At 59.7% G+C, this 16635-nt stretch carries 19 protein-coding genes, 1 tRNA gene and 1 riboswitch; of the genes, 13 read left to right on the top strand and 7 right to left on the bottom strand.

Translation table 11 applies throughout. The features are described 5' to 3' along the window. Window positions 1-10 precede the first annotated feature (10 nt). The 4 genes from K3J57_RS14600 (at window position 11) to K3J57_RS14615 (ending at window position 3552) form a co-directional block, all read left to right on the top strand. The gene (locus tag K3J57_RS14600; RefSeq protein ID WP_259776239.1) at window positions 11-1096 is read left to right on the top strand and encodes a TRAP transporter substrate-binding protein; all 1086 of its coding nucleotides are present in this window, start codon (window positions 11-13) and stop codon (window positions 1094-1096) included. A gap of 112 nt (window positions 1097-1208) precedes the next feature. Beyond that, on the top strand, window positions 1209-1658 hold the full coding sequence (locus K3J57_RS14605; protein WP_259797809.1) for a TRAP transporter small permease subunit: 450 nt from the start codon (window positions 1209-1211) through the stop codon (window positions 1656-1658). Continuing rightward, complete coding sequence (locus tag K3J57_RS14610; RefSeq protein ID WP_259796466.1) at window positions 1655-3205, top strand: TRAP transporter large permease; 1551 nt, start codon at window positions 1655-1657, stop codon at window positions 3203-3205. The genes K3J57_RS14605 and K3J57_RS14610 overlap by 4 nt, the downstream gene beginning before the upstream one ends. A 65-nt stretch (window positions 3206-3270) precedes the next feature. Continuing rightward, entirely contained in the window at window positions 3271-3552 is a 282-nt protein-coding gene (locus tag K3J57_RS14615; protein WP_259796470.1) for a hypothetical protein, read from the top strand. On the opposite strand, the gene K3J57_RS14620 is transcribed toward K3J57_RS14615, so the two are convergent. Next, window positions 3540-3615 (bottom strand) — tRNA-Lys (locus K3J57_RS14620). The genes K3J57_RS14615 and K3J57_RS14620 overlap by 13 nt on opposite strands. A 109-nt stretch (window positions 3616-3724) precedes the next feature. Here K3J57_RS14620 and dapF point away from each other — a divergent pair. From dapF to K3J57_RS14645, 5 genes are all read left to right on the top strand, one after another. After that, a complete protein-coding gene (gene dapF / locus K3J57_RS14625) occupies window positions 3725-4558 on the top strand; it encodes a diaminopimelate epimerase (RefSeq protein ID WP_259785522.1) in 834 nt (277 codons plus the stop codon). Window position 4559: 1 nt separating this feature from the next. Further along, on the top strand, window positions 4560-5822 hold the full coding sequence (mtaB, locus tag K3J57_RS14630; RefSeq protein WP_259785523.1) for a tRNA (N(6)-L-threonylcarbamoyladenosine(37)-C(2))-methylthiotransferase MtaB: 1263 nt from the start codon (window positions 4560-4562) through the stop codon (window positions 5820-5822). Window positions 5823-5872: 50 nt separating this feature from the next. Further along, entirely contained in the window at window positions 5873-6490 is a 618-nt protein-coding gene (locus K3J57_RS14635) for an FMN-binding negative transcriptional regulator (protein ID WP_259792814.1), read from the top strand. A gap of 61 nt (window positions 6491-6551) precedes the next feature. Then, window positions 6552-6866 (top strand): hypothetical protein, encoded by a 315-nt coding sequence (locus K3J57_RS14640; protein WP_259796473.1) that lies wholly within the window; start codon window positions 6552-6554, stop codon window positions 6864-6866. A gap of 90 nt (window positions 6867-6956) precedes the next feature. Next, a complete protein-coding gene (locus K3J57_RS14645) occupies window positions 6957-7556 on the top strand; it encodes a glutathione S-transferase family protein (protein ID WP_259774933.1) in 600 nt (199 codons plus the stop codon). Window positions 7557-7563: 7 nt separating this feature from the next. Here K3J57_RS14645 and K3J57_RS14650 read toward each other — a convergent pair whose 3' ends face one another. Next, a complete protein-coding gene (locus K3J57_RS14650; protein WP_259796476.1) occupies window positions 7564-8121 on the bottom strand; it encodes a hypothetical protein in 558 nt (185 codons plus the stop codon). A gap of 12 nt (window positions 8122-8133) precedes the next feature. Next, complete coding sequence (locus tag K3J57_RS14655; RefSeq protein WP_055187260.1) at window positions 8134-8424, bottom strand: hypothetical protein; 291 nt, start codon at window positions 8422-8424, stop codon at window positions 8134-8136. Window positions 8425-9054: 630 nt separating this feature from the next. On the opposite strand from K3J57_RS14655, the gene petA reads away from it, so the two are divergent. Genes petA through K3J57_RS14670 form a run of 3 tightly spaced genes read left to right on the top strand, consistent with a single transcriptional unit; the run spans window position 9055 to window position 11766 of the window. Beyond that, window positions 9055-9615 (top strand): ubiquinol-cytochrome c reductase iron-sulfur subunit, encoded by a 561-nt coding sequence (gene petA, locus K3J57_RS14660; protein WP_259785529.1) that lies wholly within the window; start codon window positions 9055-9057, stop codon window positions 9613-9615. 10 nt (window positions 9616-9625) lie between these two features. Next, entirely contained in the window at window positions 9626-10939 is a 1314-nt protein-coding gene (gene petB, locus K3J57_RS14665; protein ID WP_259773581.1) for a cytochrome b, read from the top strand. 14 nt (window positions 10940-10953) lie between these two features. Continuing rightward, complete coding sequence (locus K3J57_RS14670) at window positions 10954-11766, top strand: cytochrome c1 (RefSeq protein WP_259778444.1); 813 nt, start codon at window positions 10954-10956, stop codon at window positions 11764-11766. Window positions 11767-11861: 95 nt separating this feature from the next. Here K3J57_RS14670 and K3J57_RS14675 read toward each other — a convergent pair whose 3' ends face one another. The 4 genes from K3J57_RS14675 to thiB form a co-directional block, all read right to left on the bottom strand. Continuing rightward, window positions 11862-12149, bottom strand: a complete 288-nt coding sequence (locus K3J57_RS14675) for a hypothetical protein (RefSeq protein WP_259792821.1) — start codon at window positions 12147-12149, stop codon at window positions 11862-11864. Between the two features lie 104 nt (window positions 12150-12253). Further along, window positions 12254-12946 carry a thiamine ABC transporter ATP-binding protein gene (locus tag K3J57_RS14680; protein ID WP_259796479.1) on the bottom strand — a complete coding sequence of 231 codons (693 nt, stop codon included), beginning with the start codon at window positions 12944-12946 and terminating at the stop codon, window positions 12254-12256. Beyond that, window positions 12933-14501 (bottom strand): thiamine/thiamine pyrophosphate ABC transporter permease ThiP, encoded by a 1569-nt coding sequence (locus K3J57_RS14685; RefSeq protein ID WP_259796483.1) that lies wholly within the window; start codon window positions 14499-14501, stop codon window positions 12933-12935. Before K3J57_RS14685 ends, K3J57_RS14680 begins: the two co-directional genes overlap by 14 nt. Next, complete coding sequence (gene thiB, locus K3J57_RS14690; protein ID WP_259796486.1) at window positions 14477-15457, bottom strand: thiamine ABC transporter substrate binding subunit; 981 nt, start codon at window positions 15455-15457, stop codon at window positions 14477-14479. Before thiB ends, K3J57_RS14685 begins: the two co-directional genes overlap by 25 nt. A gap of 39 nt (window positions 15458-15496) precedes the next feature. Continuing rightward, a riboswitch (TPP riboswitch) is annotated at window positions 15497-15604 on the bottom strand. Between the two features lie 232 nt (window positions 15605-15836). Between thiB and K3J57_RS14695 the strand changes: the two genes are divergently transcribed. Next, a complete protein-coding gene (locus tag K3J57_RS14695) occupies window positions 15837-16628 on the top strand; it encodes an SDR family oxidoreductase (protein ID WP_259785546.1) in 792 nt (263 codons plus the stop codon). The last annotated feature ends 7 nt before the right edge of the window (window positions 16629-16635 follow it).

Here is a 16635-nt window from a genome sequence, read left to right on the forward strand (position 1 = left end):
AGAAGATGACATGGACAGAAGAAAATTTCTTGCAGGAGGAGCAGTCGGCACGGCGGCAACAGCCCTTGCAGCCCCGGCGATTGCGCAGGATGTTCGCCAGTGGAAAATGGTCACGGCCTGGCCCAAGAACCTACCCGGGCCGGGTGTGGCGGCCCAGATGCTGGCAGATCGGATCACAACCCTGTCCGGCGGACGGATCGAGGTGAAACTTTTTGCCGCGGGTGAACTGGTGCCGGGCCGAGGCGTCTTTGACGCGGTCAGCGAAGGCACGGCTGAGCTTTACCATGCGGTTCCCGCCTATTGGGGGTCGAAATCCAAAGGGATCCTCCTGTTTGGCTCGCAGCCCTTTGGATTGCGGGCGGATGAGCAGGTCGGGTGGATGTATCACGGCGGTGGACAGGCGCTTTATGACGAAATGTATGGTCGCTTCGGCATCAAACCTTTCCTCTGTGGCAACTCGGGCCCGCAATGGGGTGGGTGGTTCCGCGATGAAATCCAATCCGCGCAGGACCTCAAAGGTCTCAAATTCCGCACCACCGGGCTCGCGTCGGAAATGGCGTCAAAACTTGGCATGGCGGCAGAAGCGATGAGCGGTCCGGCCATGTTCCAGGCGCTGCAGACCGGTGCGCTGGACGCGGGTGAATTCATTGGCCCGTGGACGGACAGTGCGCTGGGCTATTATCAGGTCGCCAAGAACTATTACTGGCCAGGTGTTGGTGAGCCATCTTCGGCTGAGGAATGTGGGGTCAATCAGGACAAGTTCAATGAATTGCCGGATGATCTGAAACAGGTTGTGCAACTGGCCTGTGAGAGCCTCTACAACCCGGTCTGGACCGAATACACCACCAAACATGCGCTGGCCCTGAAAAAGCTGGTGGAGGAGCATGGCGTTCAGGTCAGGATGTTCCCCGAAGACGTCATCACCGCAATGGGCAAAGCGGCCGCCGAAGTGATTGATGATCTGCGTCAGGATGAGGACGAGCTGGTGCGCCGTATCACCGAAAGCTTTGTCGCCTACCGCGACAGCGTCGGGGGATACATGAGCTTTGCAGATAACGGTCAGATGAACGCCCGTGCCGGCGTGTTGGGCTATTAAACAGGTTGGCAGCGTGGTCGAGAGGCCGCGCTGCCCTTGAAAATGCGGCAGAGGAGGATGCCCCGTGGCTGCAATAGCGCGTCTGTTTGATCTGATAAATCAGACGATCAGCATGGCGGTGCGATGGCTCGCACTTGCGATGGTTCTTGTCCAGTTTTCGATTGTCGTTGGACGCTATGTGTTTGGCATCAACTCCGTCGCCGTGCAGGAAAGCGTGCTGTACATGCATTCGGCCCTGTTCATGCTGGCAGCGGGATATACGTTGCTGGTCGATAAACATGTTCGGGTGGATGTGTTTTATGCAAAACTGGGTGACAAGGCCCGGCGCCGGATTGACCTGTTCGGGCATTTCTTCCTGCTGATCCCCTCCATGCTTGCCCTGCTATACTGGTCCTGGCCTTCGGTTCGCAGCTCCTGGAGCATCCTCGAAGGGCCGCTTTCGGTGGGGGGGATCAAGGCGGTTTTCCTGCTGAAATCTCTTATCCCTGCCTTTTGCATTCTGGTCCTCATTCAATCCGTCGCCATCCTGCTCAGACTGCTGGGCGAGGAGAAATCATCATGAGCGCGCATCTTGATCTGATCATGTTCGCCGCCCTCATGGGGGCCATCCTGATGGGGTTCCCCGTATCCTTCAGCATCGCAGGGGTGGCCATCATATTTGCCTATCTTGGCTGGATGCTGGGGGTGATGGACATTTCCTTGCTTGGGGCGATGAGCCAGCGCGTCTTTGGACTGCTGAGCAATCAGGTGCTGATCGCCATCCCTCTTTTTGTGCTCATGGGGGCGATACTTGAGAAAAGTCAGGTTGCAGAAAACCTGTTGGACACGATGGGGCGCCTGTTTGGGCAGCTCAAAGGCGGGCTCGGGATCTCGGTGGTTCTGGTCGGAGCACTTCTGGCGGCCTCAACCGGAATTGTCGGGGCCACGGTGGTTGCCATGGGGATGATCGCGCTGCCCACCATGCTGCGGTCGGGATATGATACCAGGGTTGCCGCTGGCATCGTGTGCACCGCGGGGACGCTGGGCCAGATCATCCCGCCCTCAACCCTGCTGATCATCCTTGCTGACGTCATGTCCAATGCCTATCAGCAAGCGCAGTATGAGCAGGGGAAGTTCTCGGTTGAGGCGCTTTCCGTGGGGCAGTTCTTTTCCGCAGCCCTGTTGCCGGGGCTGACACTGGTGGTGCTGTATCTTATCTATATCGTGGTCCGGGGGGTGTTGCGTCCGCAGGATATGCCCTCTGCCCCCGTTGATCTGGCCCGGCCACAATGGCGCGAAGTGGTTGCAGCCATTGTCCCGCCTGTCCTGCTGATCTTTGCGGTTCTCGGTGCCATTCTGGGCGGAGTTGCCACCCCAACCGAAGCGGCCTCTGTTGGGGCTGTGGGGGCGCTGTTGATGGCTGGCCTGCGTTCGGGCGGATCGCACCGGATGATCTTTCTGGGGGTGGGATCTTTCATCCTGCTGGCCGTGCTTTCAGGGCTGGCCCCGGTGCGCCTGCAGCGGGATGACCTGGGAATTGGCGCGATGACGCTGGGGGGGATCTATGCTGTCCTGGCTGCCATCGGTGGATTTGCGGTGCTCATCGCATTGTATTCAAGCTGGCCCAGACGCATTTTGCATCAGGCTGTCACCTCCACCGCCACCATGACCGCGATGATTTTTGCCACCATCCTGGCTGCGGGCATGTTTTCGCTGGTGTTCATTGGTCTGGGCGGGGAGGAACGGGTTGCGCATATCTTGTCGGAATTGCCCGGCGGTCCGATCGGAGCGTTGCTTTTCTGCATGGTCTTCATCTTCCTGCTGGGGTTCTTCCTCGATTTCGTTGAAATCTCGGTCATTGTCCTGCCCCTGATCACGCCGCAGCTGATCCTGATGGGATATGACCCGATCTGGCTGGGCATCCTGATTGCCATCAACCTGCAGACCAGCTTCCTCACCCCCCCTTTCGGGTTCTCCCTGTTCTATTTGCGCGGGGCGGCCCCGAAAGAGGTCTCAACAGGGGCAATTTATGCAGGCGTTGTCCCTTTTATCGCCCTGCAGGCCGTGGGTGTTTTGCTGGTCTGGGTGTTGCCCAATCTGGCCACCTGGCTGCCTTCGGTCCTGTTTTGAGGTGAACTGCCCCTTGATGGCAGGGGTGCCGGCCCGGATGCTCTGGCGTCTGGGCCGCTTTTGCCATGGGCAAGCGCAATCCGCCGGCGTCCCAATCCAGACTAGATAGGGGGCATCCTGAGCGGATGCGAGGCGGGATTGTCCGCTTTCCGCTTGCGCTGGATGTGTCTGGCAAAATCCTGAGATTGATTTGGCAGGCGACTGAGTCGCAAACACCGCAGGAGAATTACATCCCTACCGCAAATGCTGAAAATCAAATTATCCCGGCGGAAAACAACAAAAACCACGCCAAAAAAAGGACGTTGATCCTTATCTGTCATAGCTTTTGTGAAAGTGGTGAGCCGTGAAGGATTCGAACCTTCGACCCACTGATTAAAAGTCAGTTGCTCTACCAACTGAGCTAACGGCCCACTCTGTGAGGGCGGGTTCTAGTGTTGTGTGCTGGGGGGGTCAACCCAAAAAACGCAGAAATTTTGCGTTCTCTGGCAAAAGTTCTTCGAAAGGTCTATATCGCGCCTCATGGAACATGTTTCGACACCTGAGAATCTGGGCTTCATGAAATGGCATGGGGCGGGAAATGACTTCGTGATGATTGATTCACGAGGGCGCGAAGCTGTTGTGACACGGGACCTTGCGGCAAAACTGGGGGATCGCAACCGGGGGGTCGGGTTTGATCAACTGGCTGAGATTCGCAGCTCGGATGTGGCCGATATTGATCTGGATTTCTGGAACAGTGACGGATCGCGTGCCGGGGCCTGTGGCAATGCCACGCGCTGTGTGGCGCGTTACATGATGGATCAGACCGGCAAAACCGCGCTGACCATTCGAACCGCGCGCGGCGTGCTTGAGGCCCGCGAAGACGGGGATCAGGTGGCGGTGAATATGGGGCAGCCGCAAACCAGCTGGGCCGAGGTGCCGCTGGCGCGTGACGTAGACACCGCGCATCTGCCGATTGAGGGCGATCCGGCGGCGATTGGCATGGGCAACCCCCATTGTGTGTTCTTTGTGGATGACGCTGATCAGGTGGATGTGGCGGGGGTTGGACCCGAATTTGAAACCCACGACCTGTTTCCGGAACATACCAATGTGGAATTTGCCTCGGTCCGCGCCAAGGACGAGATCCGTATGCGGGTCTGGGAGCGTGGCACCGGCATTACGCTTGCGTGCGGGTCCGGGGCCTGCGCCACTGCGGTTGCGGCGTATCAGCGGGGCCTGACCGGGCCCAAGGTACGGATGGAGCTGGATGGGGGATGGCTGACGCTGGACATTCGTGATGATGGCGTCTGGATGACCGGCCCCACGGCGTTTGTCTTTGCGGGGGAACTGACCCCTGCCTTTCTGAAAGACCTTTGACATGACTGCGAAACCGCCCGTCTTTGCGACCATGGGCTGTCGCCTGAACGCCTATGAAACCGAGGCCATGAAACGGCTTGCGGCAGACGCAGGCGTGGAAGGGGCCGTGGTGATCAACACCTGTGCGGTGACCGCGGAAGCGGTGCGTAAAGCGCGGCAGGAGATCCGAAAACTGCGCCGTGACAACCCGGAGGCCAAGTTGATCGTAACCGGATGCGCGGCCCAGACCGAGCCTGAGACGTTTGCCGCCATGGGCGAGGTGGACGCGGTCATTGGCAATAGCGAAAAGATGTCGCCCGAAACTTGGGCCGGGCTGGCCCCGGACCTGATTGGCCAGACAGAGCGGGTGCAGGTCAATGACATCATGTCTGTCACCGAAACCGCAAGTCACCTGATCGACGGTTTCGGCACGCGGAGCCGCGCTTACGTTCAGGTGCAGAACGGTTGCGATCACCGCTGCACCTTCTGCATCATCCCCTATGGTCGGGGAAATTCGCGCTCGGTGCCTGCGGGTGTGGTGGTTGATCAGATTAAGCGTCTTGTGGACAAGGGGTTCAATGAGGTTGTGCTGACCGGGGTGGACCTGACCAGCTGGGGCGACGACCTGCCTGCCAAGCCGCGTTTGGGGGATCTGGTGATGCGGATCCTGAAACTGGTGCCGGACCTGCCGCGCCTGCGGATCTCTTCGATCGATTCCATCGAGGCGGATGACAACCTGATGCAGGCGATCGCGACCGAGAAACGCCTGATGCCGCATCTGCACCTGTCGTTGCAGCACGGGGACAACCTGATTCTCAAACGGATGAAGCGCCGCCATTTGCGGGACGATGCCATTGCCTTCACCGAAGAGGCGCAGCGACTGCGTCCCGACATCACTTTTGGGGCGGATATCATCGCGGGTTTCCCGACCGAGACCGAGACCCATTTCGAGAATTCGTTGAAACTGATCAAGGAGTGCAACCTGACCTGGCTGCATGTCTTCCCCTATTCGAAACGCGAAGGCACACCTGCGGCGAAAATCCCGGATCAGGTCAACGGCAATGTGATCAAGGAACGCGCGGCCCGTCTGCGGGCTGCCGGGGATGCGGCGGCAAAGGCCTACCTCGCGGCGCAGGTGGGGCAAACCCATAACATCCTTATGGAAAATCCGACCATGGGTCGGACAGAGCATTTTGCCGAAGTCACTTTCCGCAATCCACAGGTCGAAGGGAAAATCGTGATTGCCCAGCCGACGAATTACCTAGACGGGCAACTGCTGGTCTGATTTTCTGTCACTGGTTGTAGTCAATTTATGATTCTGGTCACGAGGTCACGATGCATCCCAACCCAGCTTTTCGTCAGGTCGAAGACCTGATCAGTCTCGATTTTGCCCGTAAGCGCGGGTTTGGCGTGCTGGGGGTGAATGGCTCGGTCGGGCCGGTCATGGTGCATCTGCCCTTCATTCTGAGCGATGACGGGCGCTATGCCGAGTTTCATCTGATGCGCTCGAATGAAGTTGCACGGCTGCTTGATCAACCCATCCCGGCCACGCTGTCAGTGAGCGGCCCGGATGGCTATATCTCGCCTGATTGGTATGGGGTCGATGATCAGGTGCCGACCTGGAACTATGTCGCGGTGCATATGCGCGGCCATGCTGAGGCCATGCCAGAGGAGGGTCTTGAAGATCTTCTGCACCGGCAAGTTGCTGCTTTTGAAGAAAGAATTGAAAGCAAACCGGCGTGGTCCATGGAGAAGATGGCGACTGAGACGCGTGCGCGCATGATGCGGCAGATCCGCCCCGCCCGCCTGCAGGTCGAGCGGCTGGAAAGCACGTTCAAACTGGGCCAGAACAAAGGGGATGCGGCCCGCCTCGCCGCCGCCGGTCAGTTGGAAACCGGCTTGGGGCAGGACGTGCAATCCCTTGCCGATCTGATGCGCAACCTGCCCGGCTAAGTGGACTTTTCGCCCTTTATTTCCTATATTTGAACGCAAGTGGATCAGACTGGAGCTTCCCATGGCGTTGCCCCTTGCCCCGATTGCAGTTGTTGCCCTGCGTTACGGCGCTGTGGCCGTGGCCACCTATGCCGTTGCCCGCTCGGTTGAGCGGGGTCGCCGGGATCAACGCGCAGAGGATGCGCTGGATGATGTGCCGGAGGGGCTGACCTTGCGGCGCGGTCTGGGGCCGGAGCGGGGGCCGGAGCGGGGGCCGGAGTGCGATCAGGTCAATGCCACCGGTCGCCTGCGCCGGGTGTTTCGCCTTGGGGAAAATGGTCCCGGGATAGAGATTGACGCGGTATCGCTCACCCGGCTTCGCTTTCGTAAAGTTTAAACTTTGGCGTGGGGTGAATCCCCGAAGTTTAAACTTTTCACCGTCCAAAATCGCAAACTTTAAAGTTATTGAAGGTATATCATGACTGGCCTGAAGCTGATTTCCTCCCCGCCCTCTCCCTTCGCGCGCAAAGCCAAGGTGCTGCTGATCGAAACCGGTCAGGAGGATGTCGAGGTGGTTGAGGTCATGTCCTCACCAACCGCCCCCAACCCGGAACTGACCGCGGCCAATCCCCTGTCGAAAATCCCCGCGCTGGTGCGCCCTGATGGGTGCACGCTTTATGACAGCCGGGTGGTGACGCGGTTTCTGGATGCGCGGGTGCAGGGGGAGCTTTATCCGCAGACCCGCCTGTGGGAGGTGCTGACGCTTGAGGCCACCGGGGATGCGATCATGGATGCGGGGGTGCTGATGGTGTATGAGAACCGCTGCCGTCCGGAGGACATGCAATTCGGCGGCTGGCTGGATGCGCAATGGGGCAAGATCGAAGGCGCGCTGGATGCGCTGAACACCCGCTGGATGAGCCATCTTGCCGGTCCGGTTGACATGGGCCAGATCGCGGTGGGCTGTGCGCTGGGCTATCTCGATTTCCGCCATGGTGACCGGGAATGGCGCAAGGGGCGTGATGCGCTGGATGACTGGTTTGCCGTGTTTTCCCAGCGCGAGAGTTTCCGGGCGACCAAACCGGTCTGAACCGGCCTCAGGCCTTTCGCAGGCTGCGAAAGGCAAACATCAGGATTGCCATCAGAAAGAACAGGCCAAAGAAATCGCCGATCAGATAGGCGAGGTAATCATGTGTCGTGCTGCCAAAGGCGAGGTTGGTGAGGCTTGCGGTGAGCACCGAGATCACCACCCCGGTCAGGACGATGCACCCCCAGCACGGCCGCGCCTCTTCTTTCGGGCGCAGATCCCAGCCCGCCAGACGAAAGGCGTGGAACACGGCGGCGGGCAGGATCACCGCGATCGCAAGGGCAAACAGGCGGCTGGGCGTGAACATGCCCGCCCCTGCCAGCCACCAGAAGGCAAGGACCGCCCCCGGTGTCAGGGCAATGACCGATCGCCAGCCCAGGAGCCACGCGGACAGGACCCGCACCCCATGGGGCAGGAAGAGCAGGCTGGCATGGCTCTGAAACTCGGGGAAAAAGCTGTTTTGCACCGGCATCAGGAACTTGAAGGTCGCACAAAACGCAAGTGTGTAGGCCAGGCTGACCACAAAGGTTTCTTTTACCAGGGATGAAAAACCGCTCAGGAACTGCAAGCCGGGTCGCTCCTATTCGGGGCTCTTGACTTCGTAATGCCCTTTGCCGACGGATTCGAGTTGGCGGAGGTAACCCTTGTTTACCAGTGATTTGAGCGCCCGGAAAAAGGTCGGCCGTGAGATATTTGCAACGAGGCTGTGGGATTGCAGGTTGGTGGTTTTCACGCCGCGCTGGGTAAGGGACAGATCTGATGCTGCGTAGAACAGATCGCGCTCCGTGGCGGATAAATCCTGAATGCCTATGGCTTTTTCCATTTCGAGAAGCAGTTTTCGCAATTCGGCCAGTTTGGAAATTTCCGACATATCAAGCCATCCTGTTCAAATATCTTGTGGCAGCAGCCTGCCGTCCAATTGATAAGGTGCAACAGGATTAAGGTAGTCTCATGTTGACACTATGTGAAATTACCTTAATCTCTGTTGCTGTCGAGCCGCTATTTTGATTGTGAGTGGTGGCGGCTGGCGACAATTGACCAAAAAAACATTTTCTCAGGCGCGGCATCAGTTTGGTGCCGCGTCGTATTGTTGATAATCGGTTTTGCGCTATCAGGCAATTCCTTCTTCGCATTTTGCAATCTCTGAGCGAGTAATTGCCACCCCAATCCAACTCAGAGGTAGGTGGCGTCAGCGTGCACCCCAAAGGACGTATCGGAATGGGCGACTCACGTGACGGATCGTCGCGTCCAACTTGAGCGATGTCATGGTGCAGGCGCCGGAAATTTTACAGAATCAGGGTAAATTTTTACATGTTCGCGCCAACAGTGCGAATTGGGTGCGGTTTCCGGGCGTCATTACCTTGAAAAGCCGTGCCTGCGCCCTAATGACTTCTGGACTGGCGCGCCATCCTTGGCTAAACAGCCGCGAAGCAGGCCGCATTTTTGCGGTCTCATGTCGTGTTGGTCGCACGAATTGCGGCCCAGCTAAGGAGATGCGCACGTGTCACACGCCGACGACCAAGGAGGAACCCGCCGGGATTTCCTTTACTACGCTACCGGTGGCGCCGCAGCCGTAACGGCCGGTGCAGCGGTTTGGCCCCTCGTCAACCAAATGAACCCCTCTGCCGATGTTCGGGCGCTGAGCTCGATCCGCGTCGATATTGCCGATGTGGCTGTTGGCAGCCAGATCACGGTGAAATGGCTGGGTAAGCCGGTTTTCATCCGTCGCCGCACGCAAGAAGAGATCGACGAAGCCCGCGCGGTTGCGCTGGGTGATCTGATCGACCCCTTGTCGGAGAACGCCAACAAGCCGGGCACCGATGCGGCCGATGAGAACCGCACCATGGACGAAGCTGGCGAATGGCTGGTGATGATGGGTGTGTGTACCCACCTTGGCTGTGTGCCTCTGGGTGATGGCGCAGGCGAGTTTGGTGGCTGGTATTGCCCGTGCCACGGCTCGCACTACGACACGTCTGGCCGTATCCGCAAAGGACCGGCCCCTGAAAACCTTCCGGTTCCGCCCGCGGAATTCGTTGAAGAAACTGTTATCAAGCTCGGCTAAGGAGGCGTAGATGTCCGGAATTCCTCACGACCATTACGAACCCAAGTCGGGTTTTGAAAAATGGATGCACAAGCGCCTGCCGATCATCGGTCTGGCCTATGACACCCTGATGATCCCCACCCCCAAGAACCTGAACTGGTGGTGGATCTGGGGCATTGTTCTGACGTTCTGCCTTGTTCTGCAGATTGTCACCGGCATCATCCTGGTGATGCATTACACCCCGCATGTTGACCTGGCTTTCGCCAGCGTTGAGCACATCATGCGCGACGTGAACGGCGGCTATATGCTGCGTTATATCCACGCCAACGGCGCGTCGCTGTTCTTCGTGGCCGTTTACATCCACATCTTCCGTGGCCTGTTCTATGGCTCCTACAAGGCGCCGCGCGAAATCACATGGATCATCGGCATGCTGATCTATCTGATGATGATGGGCACCGCGTTCATGGGCTATGTTCTGCCCTGGGGTCAGATGTCCTTCTGGGGCGCGACCGTGATCACCGGCCTGTTTGGCGCGATCCCGGTTGTGGGTGAGCCGATCCAGACGCTGCTTCTGGGTGGTCCGGCGGTGGACAACGCCACGCTGAACCGCTTCTTCTCGCTGCACTATCTGCTGCCCTTCGTGATTGCGGCCCTGGTTGGCCTGCACATCTGGGCGTTCCACAACACCGGCAACAACAACCCGACCGGCGTTGACGTGCGCACCGGGTCGAAAGAAGAAGCCGAAAAAGACACCCTGCCGTTCTGGCCCTATTTCGTGATCAAGGATCTCGTGGGTCTGGGCATGGTTCTGATCGTGTTCTTCATGATTGTTGGCTTCATGCCGAACTACCTCGGTCACCCCGACAACTATATCGAAGCGAACCCGCTGGTAACGCCCGCACATATTGTGCCGGAATGGTACTTCCTGCCGTTCTACGCAATCCTGCGTGCCTTCACCGCCGATGTATGGGCCGTGCAGTTCGTCAGCTTCATCACCGGTGGCATCGTCGATGCGAAATTCTTCGGTGTGCTGGCCATGTTCGGCGCCATCGCCGTGATGGCCCTGGCCCCCTGGCTCGACACCTCGTCGGTGCGTTCGGGTCAGTATCGTCCGGCCTTCAAATGGTGGTACCGCCTGCTGCTGATCGACTTCATCGTCCTGATGTGGGTTGGCGCCCGTGACACGAACTTCCCGCATGACTGGATTTCGCTGATCGGTTCGACCTATTGGTTCGCCTACTTCCTGGTCATCCTGCCGCTTCTGGGCCTGTTCGAAAAGCCGAGCACCCCGCCGGCGACCATCGAAGAAGATTTCAATGCCCACTATCCCGGCGCAGCCGAGTGAGAGGATCTAAAACCATGATCAAGAAACTCACAGCAACCGCTCTTCTGGTCTCGGGCCTTGCCCTGGGCCTGACCACCGGCGCGGCTCAGGCCGCCGGTGGGGGTGATCAGCATATCGAAGACGTGGCCTTCTCATTCGAAGGGCCGTTCGGCACCTATGACAAGGAACAGCTGCGTCGCGGTCTGAAAGTCTACACCGAGATCTGCTCGGCCTGTCACGGTCTGCGCTACGTTCCGTTGCGCACCCTGTCAGATCCCGGCGGGCCCGAGTATACCGAAGACGAAGTGCGCGCCTATGCCGCCGACAACTTCACCATCTATGACCCGGAACTGGAAGATGACCGCCCGCGCAAGCCGGCTGATTTCTTCCCGACCGTGTCGGGTGAAGGCATGGGGCCGGACCTCAGCCTGATGGCAAAAGCCCGCGCCGGTTTCCACGGTCCTGCAGGCACTGGTATCAACCAGTTTGTCAAAGGCATCGGTGGCCCGGAATATATCTACAGCTTCCTGACCGGCTTTACCGGTGAAGAACAGGAAGTGGCAGGCAACTTCCTCAATGGCAACACCGCCTTTGCCGGTGGCTGGACCTCGATGCCGCCGCAGCTGGAAGATGGTTCGGTCGAATTTGACGACGGTCACAACAACTCGGCCCATCACCTGGCCGAAGACGTTGCCGCTTTCCTGATGTGGGCTGCCGAGCCGAAGCTGCATGACCGCAAACAGGTCGGGTTCATTTCCGTTCTGATGCTGGTTCTGCTGACCTCGCTGCTCTACCTGACCAACAAGAAACTCTGGGCCCCGCATAAGGGCAAGAAACTGGACCTGTAATCGCAGGACTGGACGAGTTCAAAAGGGCGCCTTTCGGGGCGCCCTTTTTCATGCTGTGCCCGTTGATGGTGCGGACAGGTTACAGTCGAAACGCGTTAGGCCGACCAGTTGGCAATCACGTCAAACCCTTTGGGTGTCGGTGTGGCCTCAAGGTAATCGGCAAACTGCGCCCAGGCGGCCGCGACAGCTTCCGCATTGGCATTGGACGCAGCTTCGCTTTCAACAAGCGCCACGACATAGCCCGATCCATCCTCATTCATCACATTGATAAACTGCATCATCCCGGGCATCGCCAGGATCTTTGCTTTCATTGCGTTCAACGTTTCGGTCGCCGCAGCGCGGGATCCGGCTTTCATCTTATATTCAGTTACACGTGCAAACATCACTCCCTCCAATTCTTTTGAATTGCCCTTACGCAAACAGATCACGGGGCGTGAAAGGGATGACTATAGCACAAGCCGGCAAAACTGCCAAAACCGCCCCGGTGTCAGTGGCCGAGATAGTCGCGCAGGGCTTCGGGGGGGTGGGCAAAGATCTCATCCGTGGTGACGGCGGGGTGGAGCTGCCCTTCTGCCACCAGCACCACCTGATCACAGATGGCGCGGGCATCCTGCGGGTCGTGGCTGACCATCAGAAGTGTCGCGCCCGTCTCATCCAGAAGCTCTTCCACCAACGCGAGCATTTCGGATTTCAGCGCCGGACCAAGCGCGCCAAACGGTTCATCCAGCAAAAGCAGGGGCTGGTTGCGCAACAGCACGCGGGCAAGGGCCACACGCGCGATTTGCCCGCCGGAAAGCTGGGCGGGTTTGCGTCCGCCCAGGCCGCTCAGCCCGACCCGGTCCAGCGCCTGCTCAACCCGGCGCCGGTCTTCTGAGGAGAGTTTCAGGTCAGGGCGCAGTCCCAGACCGACATTCTCGGCCACGCTCAGATGCGGAAACAGGTTGTTGTCCTGAAACACCATGCTGATCGGGCGCTCCGAGGGGCGTGTGGGCAGCTTTGTGCCCTGCCAGATGATCTGTCCGCTGGCGAGGGGCTGAAACCCTGCAAGGGCTGCGAGGAAGGTGGATTTGCCCGCACCTGACGGCCCCAATACGGCGGCGCGCGCCCCTTGCGGCAGGGTCAGGCTTCCGTGCAATCCAAACCCGTCCATCGAGATTTTCATAGAGTCAACGATCAGCATCAACCCGGCCTCCTCGGTCGAAGATCCAAAACAGCAGGAGGGACAGCCCCAACAGCAGCACCGCTGCCGCCGCCGCATCCGCCATGCGATAGGCCCCCATCAGCCGGTAAAGCTGCAGGGGCAGGGTTGCGTTATCCGGGGCGGCAAACATGGCGATCACGCCAAGATCCCCCATGGACAGTGCAGCGGCAAGCCCCAGCGCAAACCCGATCGGACGGCGCAGACGCGGCAACCAGAGCAGCCTCAGCCGGGCCCTGCCGGTCAGGCCCAGCCCATCCGCAAGCGCCCCGTAATCGCGCTCGACGCTGGCCAGCGCCGGGGTCAGAACGCGCAGGGCAAAAGGCAGGCTCATCGCGGCGTTTACCAGGGCGGTGACCGGCAGGGCGAGGTCAGAGGGGCGCAGGAACGGGAAGATCATGATGAACAGCCCGGTGCCGATCACCAGCGGTGACGCGGCAATGGTCAGATAGCCGACCCCCTCAACCAGACGCGATCCGCGGCGCACGGCAAGGGCGGCAATGGGCAGGGCGATGAGAAGGGTGAGCGCGGCAGATCCCAGCGCGACCATGAGAGAGCGGGCTGCGGCCAGCCATACGCTTTGCGGCAGGGACCACAGGCCGGGCAGCCCATTTGCAAGGATCATGGACAGGGGCAGGATCAAAAACAGCGTCGCCAGCGTGATGGCCGCGATATCAAGCAGCTTCTGCGCCGCTCCGTCATCCCAGCGCAGGACCGCCCGATCGAGCCCGGCGCCGCTGTCATGGGGGATGGACACGCGAAACGCCACAAAGGCAGCGACCGCACCCAGTGCAAACTGCACCAGCGCCAGTTTCGCCGCGCGGCCCAGATCAAAGTCAAAGCGAAACGCTTCGTAGATCGCAAGCTCCACCGTGGTCGCTTTGGGGCCGCCGCCCAGCGCCAGCACCACGGCAAATGAGGTCAGGCAGATGAGGAAAATCACGAGGAAAGCGCCCGGCAACACCTCGCGCAGCATCGGGCGTTCAAGGGTGCGAAAAATGTCTCGCGGTCCCATGCCAAGAGAGGCGGCAAGGCGGAACCGCTCGGCGGGGATCGCGAGCCAGCCCTGCAGGATCAGGCGGGTTGCCAGCGGCAGGTTGAAAAACACATGCGCAAGGATCACGCCATGGTAGCCATAAATGGAAACAGGCTCTAATCCAGCCCAAATCAGGGTTTGTGATAGGATGCCCTTGCGCCCGAACACCGAGATCAGCCCCAATACGGCCACCATCACCGGCAGGATGAACGGAGCACCTAGAAGGGTGACAAGGGTTGCGCGGCCGGGAAAACTGCGCCGTGCCAGGGCGCGGGCAACGGGGATGGCGAGGGTGACGGAAATGAGCGCAGAAAGTGCTGCCTGCCAGAGGGTGAAGCGGATGGCGGACCAGTCACGGGAGGCCAGCGCACTGCTGTCTTCGGCATACAGCGCCACGACGCCCAGCGTGCCAAGCGTCAGGCAAACCACCACCCCCAGAGCAATCAGCCCGAGGGTGGTGGTGCGATTTATGTGGCTTACTGCGCGGATACCGCCAGCCATTCTTCAAGGGCGGCGTCGCGCACCATTTCAGCTTTGTCCGCAGGGATCAGCAGCGATTTGGCCGGTTTGGCGAGCGTGTCAAACACGTCGGGCAGACCTGCCGCCGGGGTCACAGCCGGATACATCCAGTTGGTGGTCGGGATGATCGACTGGAACGCATCCGAGGCCACGAAGGCCAGGAATTTGTCGGCCAGTTCCGGCTGGTCCGTGCCGGCAATTTTGCCCGCCACTTCGACCTGCAGATAGTTGCCTTCGTCAAAAGCGGCGGCGGCTTTGCTGTCGTCTTCTTCCGCGATCAGGTGATAGGCGGGGGAGGTGGTGTAGCTCAGCACCATGTCGGCCTCCCCCTCCAGGAACATGCCATAGGCTTCGGACCAGCCTTTGGTCACAGTCACGATCTGGTCGTTCAGGCCGGCCCATGCCTCGGGGGCCTTGTCGCCATAGACGTCTTTCACCCACATCAGAAGGCCCAGGCCGGGGGTTGAGCTGCGCGGATCCTGAATGACGATTTTCAGCTCGGACGCGGCCAGTTCGTCAAAGGATTTCGGCGGGTTTGTCACTTTGGCCTTGTCATAGACAAAGGCGAAGTAACCCCAGTCATAGGGGATGAAGGTGGTGTCGGTCCATTCCACCGGCACGGACCAGTCCGCCGTGACGCCATGATCGGCGAAAAGCCCGGTGGCTTTTGCGGCGGCGGTCAGGTTGGTATCCAGCCCCAGCACCACGTCGGCCTCGGTGCGCGCGCCTTCGAGCTTGAGGCGCGACAAGAGTTCGGCCCCGTCCCCCACGGCGACAAATTGCAGGTCACAGCCACACTCGGCCTCAAACGCTTTTTCCACCGCCGGGCCGGGGCCCCAGTCGGATGTGAAACTGTCATAGGTATAGATGGTGAGGGTTTCAGCATGTGCAGCGCCAGCAATCAGCAATGCACCTGCGACAAGGGAAGTTCTTTTCATATCATCCTCCAATGGCGCCGGACGGGTCTGGGTGGGTTCGGATGGATGACCGACCTTCCCTCCGCCGGTCTTAACCGGTTCAGGTTCTACGGGTTTGCCGGTTGGCATCTCAGCTATGCAGGTCGCATCGCACCCCGAGGTGGCCCCTGAATGCCCGCAAATGGGGGGGGTTGGCAAGGGGGCTGTGCATCCGCCATGGCCGGACCCCCAGGCAGCCGGGGCAGGCCCATTGAAAAATCTCGGTAAATTTCGTATGTCCTGTTTCAATCTAGGAGTAGGTCCAGTGATCATCTGACACGGCACAGCCGGAATTTCATCCAATCCACCCGGTGGGCACCGGGGGGATTGTTGCAGATTGACTGAACACTCCGAGGATTTCATGACACGTTTAAACCAGAAGACATGCGTCGTAACCGGCGCAGGGCGCGGCATTGGGGCCGCCATTGCAACCGCCTTTGCCCGTGAAGGCGCGCGGGTGATTGTCACCGATATAAACCTGAAAGCTGCGCAGGAGGTGGCCGCGCAGATCGGCACCATTGCCCGTCAACTGGATGTGCGAAAAGAGCAGGACTGGACCCGCTTTTCGGAGGAATTTCCTACAATCGACGTCTTGGTCAACAACGCGGGCATCACCGGGTTTGAGCAAGGTCCCTGCGCCCATGACCCCGAGCATGCCACGCTTGCGGATTGGCACGCAGTGCATCGCACCAATCTGGACGGCACCTTTCTGGGCTGCCGCTATGCCATTGCGGCCATGCGCAAGAAAGGGGTCGGGGCGATCATCAATATCTCGTCCCGCTCCGGTCTGGTTGGGATCCCGGCTGCCGCCGCCTATGCGTCCTCCAAAGCGGCGGTGCGCAATCACAGCAAAACCGTGGCGCTATACTGTGCCGAACAGGGGCTGGCCATTCGCTGCAATTCCGTTCACCCGGCGGCGGTTCTGACCCCGATGTGGGAGCCGATGCTGGGCAATGGAGCAGACCGGGAAGACCGGATGGCCGCCTTTGTCGCGGACACGCCGTTGCGGCGGTTCGGCATGCCGGAGGAGGTGGCGGCGGTCTGCGTTCTGCTCGCGTCAGATGAAGCGACCTACATGACCGGGAGCGAAATCAATCTGGATGGGGGGATGCTGGCGGGCAGCATCGCTGTTCCGGGGCGATCGGGGGAGTGAGCTCCTC

The organism is Aliiroseovarius crassostreae (assembly GCF_025137635.1).
In the GTDB taxonomy this organism is placed as follows: Bacteria; Pseudomonadota; Alphaproteobacteria; order Rhodobacterales; family Rhodobacteraceae; genus Aliiroseovarius; species Aliiroseovarius crassostreae.